This is a genomic window from Rhodopirellula sp. JB055, from assembly GCF_043100905.1.
Lineage (GTDB): Bacteria > Planctomycetota > Planctomycetia > Pirellulales > Pirellulaceae > Rhodopirellula.
The window spans coordinates 1-8,166 of record NZ_JBICHO010000263.1; the positions used below are offsets into that span (position 1 = coordinate 1).

The window sequence follows — 8,166 nt, forward strand, 5'->3', positions numbered from 1 at the left end:
GCGACAAGTCCGATGCTCTCAGCTCATTCAACCCAACGGAAACAATCTGTTCGGGGTTCAGATCGTCGTTGTGCTTTTCGCACACCCAGCGTTTCAGATTGCTGTTTTGAAAGCCGAACGCTGCGTCTTTGGCAAACGGAGTTTCCGCAGCGGGAACGAGTCCATCGGATTCGGCAACGTAGTGAACATCGTTGATCGTGTAGCGACCTCCTTGCAGGAAGAACGGTGCAATCACGTGGACCGCTTCGGGAATCCCAACCGCTTCCGCAAGTGCGTCGACTTCCGCTGGATAGTGACCACGGAGGGTCGAATCGCTGCGACTGACAACGACAAAGTGTTTTTGAACGCGGCGAGCGGCCTCAGTCAGGTTCTTTCCAATTTCCTTCGCCAGATCAATGGCTTCCGGTTCTGACAACGCTCTCGAATTGGTGAGGACATAGAAAAGATTGGATGGGGAATCCAGAGCGGCCTCCAATTCCTCGACTCCCCATGTGGTGAGAACGGGAGTGTCGTATACGGTCTGCGTTCCCGTCGGATCATCGTCCAACACCACGATCTTGCGGTTTGAACGTTCATTGTTTTCGCGGATCGTGGAAAGCAACGATTCAGAACGTTCCGCCGCGACGCCTTGAAGTGCATCCGAGAGTGTTTGTGTCATGGGAGCTCAAGCGAAAGGAATGGATAAAAGATCGAGGTGCGAGGTCACGGATCGACGGGGCAATCCAACAGTGCAAACGCGCGGCAGGGGGCCCCATCGCCGCCAGCGACCTTGAGCGGCATCGCACCGAACCAACATTTGGGCTGCGTGATCGCATCGAGATTGGTCAGTCCCTCGACAATGATGACGTTTCCACCGAGCAAGATCTTGTGTATCTCAGTGACCGCCGGAAGATCATTGACATCAGCGACCGAAGGCGGTTCGACGCCAACCAGACGCACCTTTCGGTCGACCATCCAGCGAGCCAATTCAGGGCTGATCGGTTGAAAATTGTCTCGGTAGTAGGTCGCATCGTTCACGTGCTGGCTCCACATCGTTCGCAGCAGCAGAGCGTCACCCACCGGAAAGCTATCGGCAAGTTCACCGAGGTGAGAGATTTCAATGGGAGTCTTGGGGGGCAGATGAGCCAAATCGACGATCCAGGCATTGCCAATGCAGTCTTGCAATGGAATTTGATCGATCGTTTGATCGCTGGCTTCAAAGTGTAGCGGCGCGTCCATGTGGGTGCCGCAATGCGAATACAGATGCAAGGTGCTGGCGTTCCAACCGTCTCGTTCGAGCGTGAATTTTGGCTCCGTTTCGAAGCCACGCATGCCAGATTCAAGGCGCAATGTCAGGTCGATGACGTTCATGCTTTGGGGGTCTCCCAGCATCCGGATTGCGAAGACGCGTACATCGCTTCTTGCACAGCCAGACTTTTCAGGTAACTCGGGCCATCTGTTTCGAACGGTTGTCCGTTTCTAAGTTGGTCAACGAAATGCCGCTGTGTGGAAAAGACACAGTCACCGGCAAAACCATGTTGGCTGGGGGAGTAGGCGTGCTCTCGTTCTGCTTCCCCGAGTCGCTGAATGGTGAGTCGACCATCATCGTGGAGTCGGATCGACCCTTCGTCGCCTTCTAGCAGGACCTCGCCAAATGTGTAGCGAGGGTTCTTAGCCGTGGATTCATTGAATCGGTTGGCATCGTACAACCCCATTCCGCCGTCGTGAAAACGGAACACGCCAACGGCTGCGTCTTCACCCGCAATGACGGGATTGAGTTTGCGGTGCCAACACCAGGCTTGTTCAATTTCGCCACCCAGATAGCGAAACGTATCAATCGTGTGAATGCCCGCTTCAAAGATCAGGAACTTTTCCATCGTTTGAAAGTACGGTTGGCGGGCCAGGTAGGCGTCCGGACCATGACCGTCGCCCGCTCGGTTACGAAACGACAACGAGTGCAAACGGCTACCGATCACGCCTGCGTTCATCAACTGTTTGATTTCGCGATACCAAGGTTGAAAACGAAAGTTCTCGTGGACCATGAATCGAATATTGCGTTGATTGGTCAACGCGACCAGCTCACAGGCTTCGTCGACCGTCGGGGCAAGCGGTTTTTGACAAATGATGGCTTTGCCGCGCTGCGATATGTCGTCGACCAAGGCAAGGTGAGTGTCGGGGCGTGTGATGATGTCCACGAAGTCGACATCGTGCTGATCGAGCATCTGTCGGTAGTCGGTATAAACAGACGAAATGCCGTGAGTGCCGGCGATTTGGTTCGCTTTCTCAAAATCGACATCGCAACAGGCGACGATTTCCACGTCATCCATCCGGTTCCACGCGTCGTAGTGGAACTGGCTGAAGTAGCCAGCGCCAATCACAACGCCTCGGTAGGTTTTTGCTTCGGAATGGGAACTCATGCGGTGGCTCCTGTGGTGGACGACGTCAATTCCAATTCCTCGGCGATCGATCGATCCGGTGAGATGCGGAACCACATGAAGATGGCAACAATGTTCAATGCTGCCGCCGAATAAAAGAATGGTTCATGTGCATCGAAGTACGACACCAGGTACGGGAAGGAAAGAGAAGTCGCGAATGCCCCCAAGTTTCCGACCATATTCATCGCACCGCTGACTGCGCCGGCACTCTTGCCGCCAATGTCCATGCACGTGGACCAGGAAGGACTGAGAATCATGTCGCTGCCGAAGATCGCGATGCACATGCATATCACAGCGGACATGGGAGTGGTCATGTTCACGCACAAACTCATTCCGATCGCCCCCAGTGCAAACCCAATTGCGGCAGGCAATCGCCGCGAAAGTTTCCATTGGCCACGACTGTAGAGGCGGTCGACGGTGAAGCCAGCTAACCAGTTGCCGACCACACCGCACAGGAGCGGAGCGGCCGCGTACAGACCGGTTTGTTCGCTGGTCAGGGAATACTGCTCTTTCAGGTAGGGAAAGAACCAACTGACGGTGAAGAAAAAAGTGAAGTTATGAGCGACGTATTGGAACATCAGCATTAGCATGTTGGCTGAACGCAACATCGGCAGAAAACCAATGGGGGCTTCTTCGACGTCTTCCAGGTGAGCGGCTCGGACGGGCGTGCGCGACTGCATGATGTGAGCGGCTTCTTGTTTTGAAACCGCGAAGTGATTTTCCGGCAGGTCTCGGAAGAGCGCGTACCAAACAACGGCGAACAGGATTCCCATCACACCGAAGAACCAAAATGTTTGTTGCCATCCGCCTAACGCACTGATCAGCCAAACCACGCCTGGCATCGCCAGGGCCGCGCCAAGCCGCCCCCCAGAGAAGCTGATCGAGTTGGTGATCCCGCGTTCGTTCATCGGCAACCACGACGTGAACGCGCGAGCCAAGGTGGGATAGCCGCCGGCTTCGCCCATTCCGAACAAAAATCGCAATCCGATCATGGCAGACAGTCCACGAACGACTCCCGTGAGAACCGTGAAGGCGGACCAAACCAGGCACACCACGGTCATCACCCGCCGAGGCCCAAAGCGATCGGCCAACTTTCCGCTGGGGACCTGGAACAGGGCATATCCAAGCGCAAAAGCTGACATCACCCAGCCCATTTGTTGATCAGAGAATCCGAGATCGGTCGCCATGTCTTCCTTGGCCGCCGAAATACAAGCTCGATCCACCCACATCAACACGGATAACAAAAACGCGCCGAGGATCAACAAGAAGCGTGTGGGCATAGGAATATCCGTGAGGTGGGAAATGGAAACCGTTCGCGAGGCAATCAGTTCTCGGCGAGATCTCAGGCCGTGGTTGTCTCGCCTTGCAGTCGTCGGCTCAGGCGGTCCGCAATTTTGTCTGTGATTTCGATCGTGGACAGCTTGCCACCCATGTCGGCAGTTCGCTGCGTCGGGTCGGACAACACGTCCGAGACGGCTGCGTTCAAGGCCGCTGCGGCGCGGCGGGTCTCTGGATGATCCAACCACTCCAACATCATGGCGGTCGACAGATGCATGGCGATCGGATTCGCGATCGACTGACCGGCGATGTCAGGCGCAGAACCGTGCGACGGTTGAAACACTGCCGCGTTGTCCCCTAGGTCACCGGAAGGTGCCATTCCCATCCCGCCAACCAAGCCGGCGGCCAAGTCCGAAAGAATGTCGCCGAACATGTTTTCCGTGACCATCACATCAAAGTCCTGCGGACGACGAACCATGAAAAGCGCCGCGGCATCGACGTAGACGTGATCGGCTTTGATGTCCGGGAATTCTTTGGCCACTTCGTCAAACACGTGACGGAAGTAGACCATCGAAGACAGCACGTTGGCTTTGTCGATCAATGTGACCGTCTTCTTGCCGTTTCGTCGGCGGGCGGTCTCAAATGCGAGCCGGCAAACGCGTTCAGAGGCGGACCGAGTGATGCGAAGCAGGTTGGTCGCTTCATCGGCTTGCAGGTCCGCTATCGCATCGCGTCCATAAAACAATCCTTCGGTGCTCTCACGGACCAGAACAAAGTCAATGTCTCCGGGACCGTGACCCTTCAGCGGGCTGTCGTTTTCGTGATAAAGGCGAATCGGGCGAACACCACCGTACAATTGCAATCGCTCACGAAGATCCAACTGAGGTGCGATTTCTTTGCCGTTGGGATACCGGACGTTCGGCAAACCCATCGCACCGAGCAAGACCGCATCGGATTTCAGGCAGGCATCAAACGCGGACGGTGGCAGAGCATCTCCGGATCGTTGGTATTCACCGACACCGACACTGTGATGGTCCAGTTCGAAGCCGACTCCATCCAAATGCGGTTGCATGATTTCGAGCAAACGAACCGATTGGTCACAAACTTCGGGGCCGATGCCATCGCCACCTAAAATGACGAGATGAAACGATTGAGTCATGGGGATGGTGCGAGAAAGAATGGGCGACTGGAAAATCACAACGCACGGTGAGTCCAGCAAGAGGCTCACCAAAGATCGAATCGCGAAGCGAGAACGAATGGCTGAGAATGACCGGATGGGTTCCGTCACTGGGTCTCAGTGGCGAGCATTACACCACAGGCTGGCCTGTTTCGACAGAGGACGGCCAACATTCTTTGTGGCTCACTCTATACACTCAGTGCACGTGTGGTTCGATTTGACGTTTGCAAAAGGAACAGATCTAGTGACTCGAAAAGGACTCTTGGTGATATGGTTGATCGGTGTGTTTGTCATGTGCTTGGCGACAACAAACGCCCAGGCACAGCGACCGCGGTTAGCGGTTTTGACTGACATTGGAGGCGACCCCGATGACACGCAATCCATGATTCGGTTGTTGATGTATTCCAACGAATTCAAGATCGAAGCGTTGATCGCAAGTGCATCCGGCACACGTGGAGAACTCAAGGAGTCCATCACTCGGCCGGATTTGATCCATGAACTGATTGATGCATACGAACTTGTGCGACCCAACCTTTTGAAGCATGCAGACGGTTGGCCAGATGCCAATCAACTTCGTGATGTTGTTGTGTCAGGAAACCCTCTCCGTGAGCGGGCTCACATCGGCGAAGGGCATGACAGCGATGGATCTCGTTTGCTGATGAAACGCATTGATGCGGGATCGTCGGAGTCCCCTCTCTGCATCACGGTCTGGGGCGGACAAACGGATTTGGCGCAGACGCTGTATCGTGTGCAGTCGGAACGCGGCACGGACGGGTTCGCGAAATTTGTTCGCAAGTTTGTTGTCTATGACATCGCCGACCAAGATGGCATCGCAGATTGGATGCGGAAGCAGTTTCCGGGGATGCACTATGTCCTGTCGACCGCAGCACCCAAAGCAGACAAACGCATCGCGAATTTTCGCGGGATGTATTTGACAGGCGACGAGAGTTTGACCGGACGTGATTGGGTTGAAACCAATGTTCGTCGGATGGGACCTCTTGGCGAGCTGTATCCTACGAAGACATGGACCGCGCCCAACCCGCATGGTTGCATGAAAGAAGGTGACACGCCGTCGTGGTTCTTTTTCTTACCAGATGGTGGCAACGATCCAAAAGACCCAAGCCAACCAGGATGGGGCGGCGAGTTTGTTCAGCAAACCGACGGCTGGTACCGAGATCGCCCGGCCACAGCGTCCTATGACCCTCGCACGTCCGTCAGCCGATGGCGTCCCGAATTTCAAGCGGACTTTGCCGATCGAATGCGTTGGTGCCTGCCAGATTCCAAGTGACTTGGGCACGCGGTTGCGGAATGTCGTTCTTCTCAGTGAATCTGATAAGCTTCCGCAAGTTTCGCGAAGGAAGAGACTTGGTCAGCGATCCATGCATCGTCACGGTGCAGTTCGCTGGCCATGATTTTTGCGACCGCTTCGGAGATTTGCACGGTCGCTTTGGAGTTGAGGAACAGGCATCGGGTACGTCGAGCCAGCACATCTTCGATCGTTCTCGCCATTTCATGCCGAACGGCCCAGATGACTTCGCCGCCGGTCACGGAAAGTTCCGGATGCAGTCTTTCGCTCAGCCCAGGTTGTTCGCGTTCAAGTTGTTCGATCAGAGGCAAGTCCGATCCGTAGTGGCCTCGTCCGGCACCGGCGACCGTGTTGTTGGATCCCGAATTGGGATCATAGCCGTGCAGGTGAAGTGTTTCGGTTTGACAAGCATTCGCGGTCAGCGGGTGGGGCGTGCTCTTGGTTGATGCAATTGTTCGATCAACGCAGTCCTCTGCCATCTTGCGAACCGTGGTCCATTTTCCTCCGGTGATGGTGACCAGTTTGGAATCGGAGATTCGGATGGTGTGATCACGGGACAGCGACGCCGTCCTGGAAGATTTGTCGCCTTTGACAAGCGGACGGATTCCTGTGAACACGCTCAGAACGTCGTCGCGGGTGGGGGCTTCGACCAAGTACTCCTTCGCGGTTTCCAAAAGAAACTCAATTTCCCCGGCTTGCGGTTTGGGTTCCAACGAAACCGAGTCAATCGCGGTGTCGGTGGTTCCGACCACGGCATGATTGTGCCAAGGAATGATGAACAGCACACGGCCGTCGGAGGTCTTGGGAACGATCATCGCAATGTCTCCGGGGAAGAAACGTCGCGGCAAAACGATGTGCACCCCTTGGCTGGCCGCCAACATCTTTTCGGCGGCCGGTTCGTCCATCGCTCGAACCGCATCGCAGAACGGTCCGGCTGCGTTGATGACACGTCGAGCAGCGATCGAAAACGTATTCCCGGTTTCGCGGTCCTCTGCAATCACGCCATTGATTTCGCCGGAGTCGTCTTTGCTCAGTCCGGTGACGGCAACGTAGTTCAACAGGCACGCGCCATGTTCTGCTGCGGTACGAGCCATGCTGATGAGCAGACGCGTGTCATCGAATTGTCCATCGTGATAGATGACCCCGCCATTGGCCTTTTCTTTTTGAAGCGTTGGCACTCGCTGGGTCGCTTCATTGGGAGTGATCGCGTGAGAGCGTCCGAAACGGTTGCCGGTCGCCAACCAGTCGTAAACTTTCAATCCGGTTGCGTAATACATGCGTTCCATGAACGATCCACAGGGAATCAAAAACGGCATGTCATGAACCAGTTGCGGCGCGTTGTTGCGAAGCAGCGTGCGCTCCTTCAGTGCATCTCGCACCAAAGTGATGTTGCCTTGTTGGAGGTAGCGAACACCTCCGTGCACCAACTTGGTGCTGCGACTCGAGGTTCCCTTGCCAAAGTCCGCTTGTTCGAGGAGCAAACAGTCCAGTCCTCGAGAGGCAGCGTCCATGGCGATCCCAACGCCGGTCGCGCCACCTCCAATGACGACAATGTCCCAAGGGGCCGAACGTTCGTTTAACTGATTCAGGGATTTTTCGCGTTGCATGGTGAAATGGACGCCGTGAATTGGAAGCAGCAAGGAAAGATGAGATAGAACAGAACGCATCCAGCTGAAAAGGATGGTCCCGTGAGTTCGCGGCGAAGATCAGTCGCTAGAGGAATCGAGTTCGGCCCACTGCTTGGAGCGTTCAAGAGCTTTGGCCCAGCGAACTCGACGTCGTGAAACCTCCTCGGCCGGCATCTGAGGTTCGAACACCCGTTCGGTTTCCCAGATTCGTTCAATGTCAGTAGCGTCCTGCCAAAACCCGGTGGACAGACCAGCGACGTACGCCGCCCCTGCGGCGGTGGTTTCGATGACTTTGGGACGCACCACGCGGGCTCCGATGATGTCCGCTTGGAACTGCATCAAGAGATCATTGGCGGCCGCGCC

The 8,166-nt window shown here is 55.6% G+C and carries 8 protein-coding genes; 1 reads left to right on the forward strand and 7 read right to left on the reverse strand.

All coding sequences use genetic code 11. The features are described from left to right. The 5 genes from ACF8AM_RS10660 to ACF8AM_RS10680 all read right to left on the reverse strand — a co-directional run. Positions 1-658, reverse strand: a 658-nt coding sequence (locus ACF8AM_RS10660) for a four-carbon acid sugar kinase family protein (protein ID WP_392555624.1), incomplete at its 3' end; no start/stop codon positions are given. Between the two features lie 44 nt (positions 659-702). Further along, positions 703-1,350 (reverse strand): cyclase family protein, encoded by a 648-nt coding sequence (locus ACF8AM_RS10665; protein WP_392555625.1) that lies wholly within the window; start codon positions 1,348-1,350, stop codon positions 703-705. Then, positions 1,347-2,396 carry a Gfo/Idh/MocA family protein gene (locus ACF8AM_RS10670; RefSeq protein WP_392555626.1) on the reverse strand — a complete coding sequence of 350 codons (1,050 nt, stop codon included), beginning with the start codon at positions 2,394-2,396 and terminating at the stop codon, positions 1,347-1,349. Before ACF8AM_RS10670 ends, ACF8AM_RS10665 begins: the two co-directional genes overlap by 4 nt. Further along, a complete protein-coding gene (locus ACF8AM_RS10675; protein ID WP_392555627.1) occupies positions 2,393-3,694 on the reverse strand; it encodes an MFS transporter in 1,302 nt (433 codons plus the stop codon). The genes ACF8AM_RS10670 and ACF8AM_RS10675 overlap by 4 nt, the downstream gene beginning before the upstream one ends. A 62-nt stretch (positions 3,695-3,756) precedes the next feature. Further along, positions 3,757-4,851, reverse strand: a complete 1,095-nt coding sequence (locus ACF8AM_RS10680) for an isocitrate/isopropylmalate dehydrogenase family protein (RefSeq protein WP_392555628.1) — start codon at positions 4,849-4,851, stop codon at positions 3,757-3,759. A 262-nt stretch (positions 4,852-5,113) separates the two neighbouring features. Between ACF8AM_RS10680 and ACF8AM_RS10685 the strand changes: the two genes are divergently transcribed. Further along, a complete protein-coding gene (locus tag ACF8AM_RS10685; protein ID WP_392555629.1) occupies positions 5,114-6,157 on the forward strand; it encodes a DUF1593 domain-containing protein in 1,044 nt (347 codons plus the stop codon). A 32-nt stretch (positions 6,158-6,189) separates the two neighbouring features. Here ACF8AM_RS10685 and ACF8AM_RS10690 read toward each other — a convergent pair whose 3' ends face one another. Next, a complete protein-coding gene (locus tag ACF8AM_RS10690) occupies positions 6,190-7,782 on the reverse strand; it encodes a glycerol-3-phosphate dehydrogenase/oxidase (protein WP_392555630.1) in 1,593 nt (530 codons plus the stop codon). 99 nt (positions 7,783-7,881) lie between these two features. Continuing rightward, a partial coding sequence (locus tag ACF8AM_RS10695) for an FGGY-family carbohydrate kinase (RefSeq protein WP_392555631.1) occupies positions 7,882-8,166 on the reverse strand: 285 nt, incomplete at its 5' end.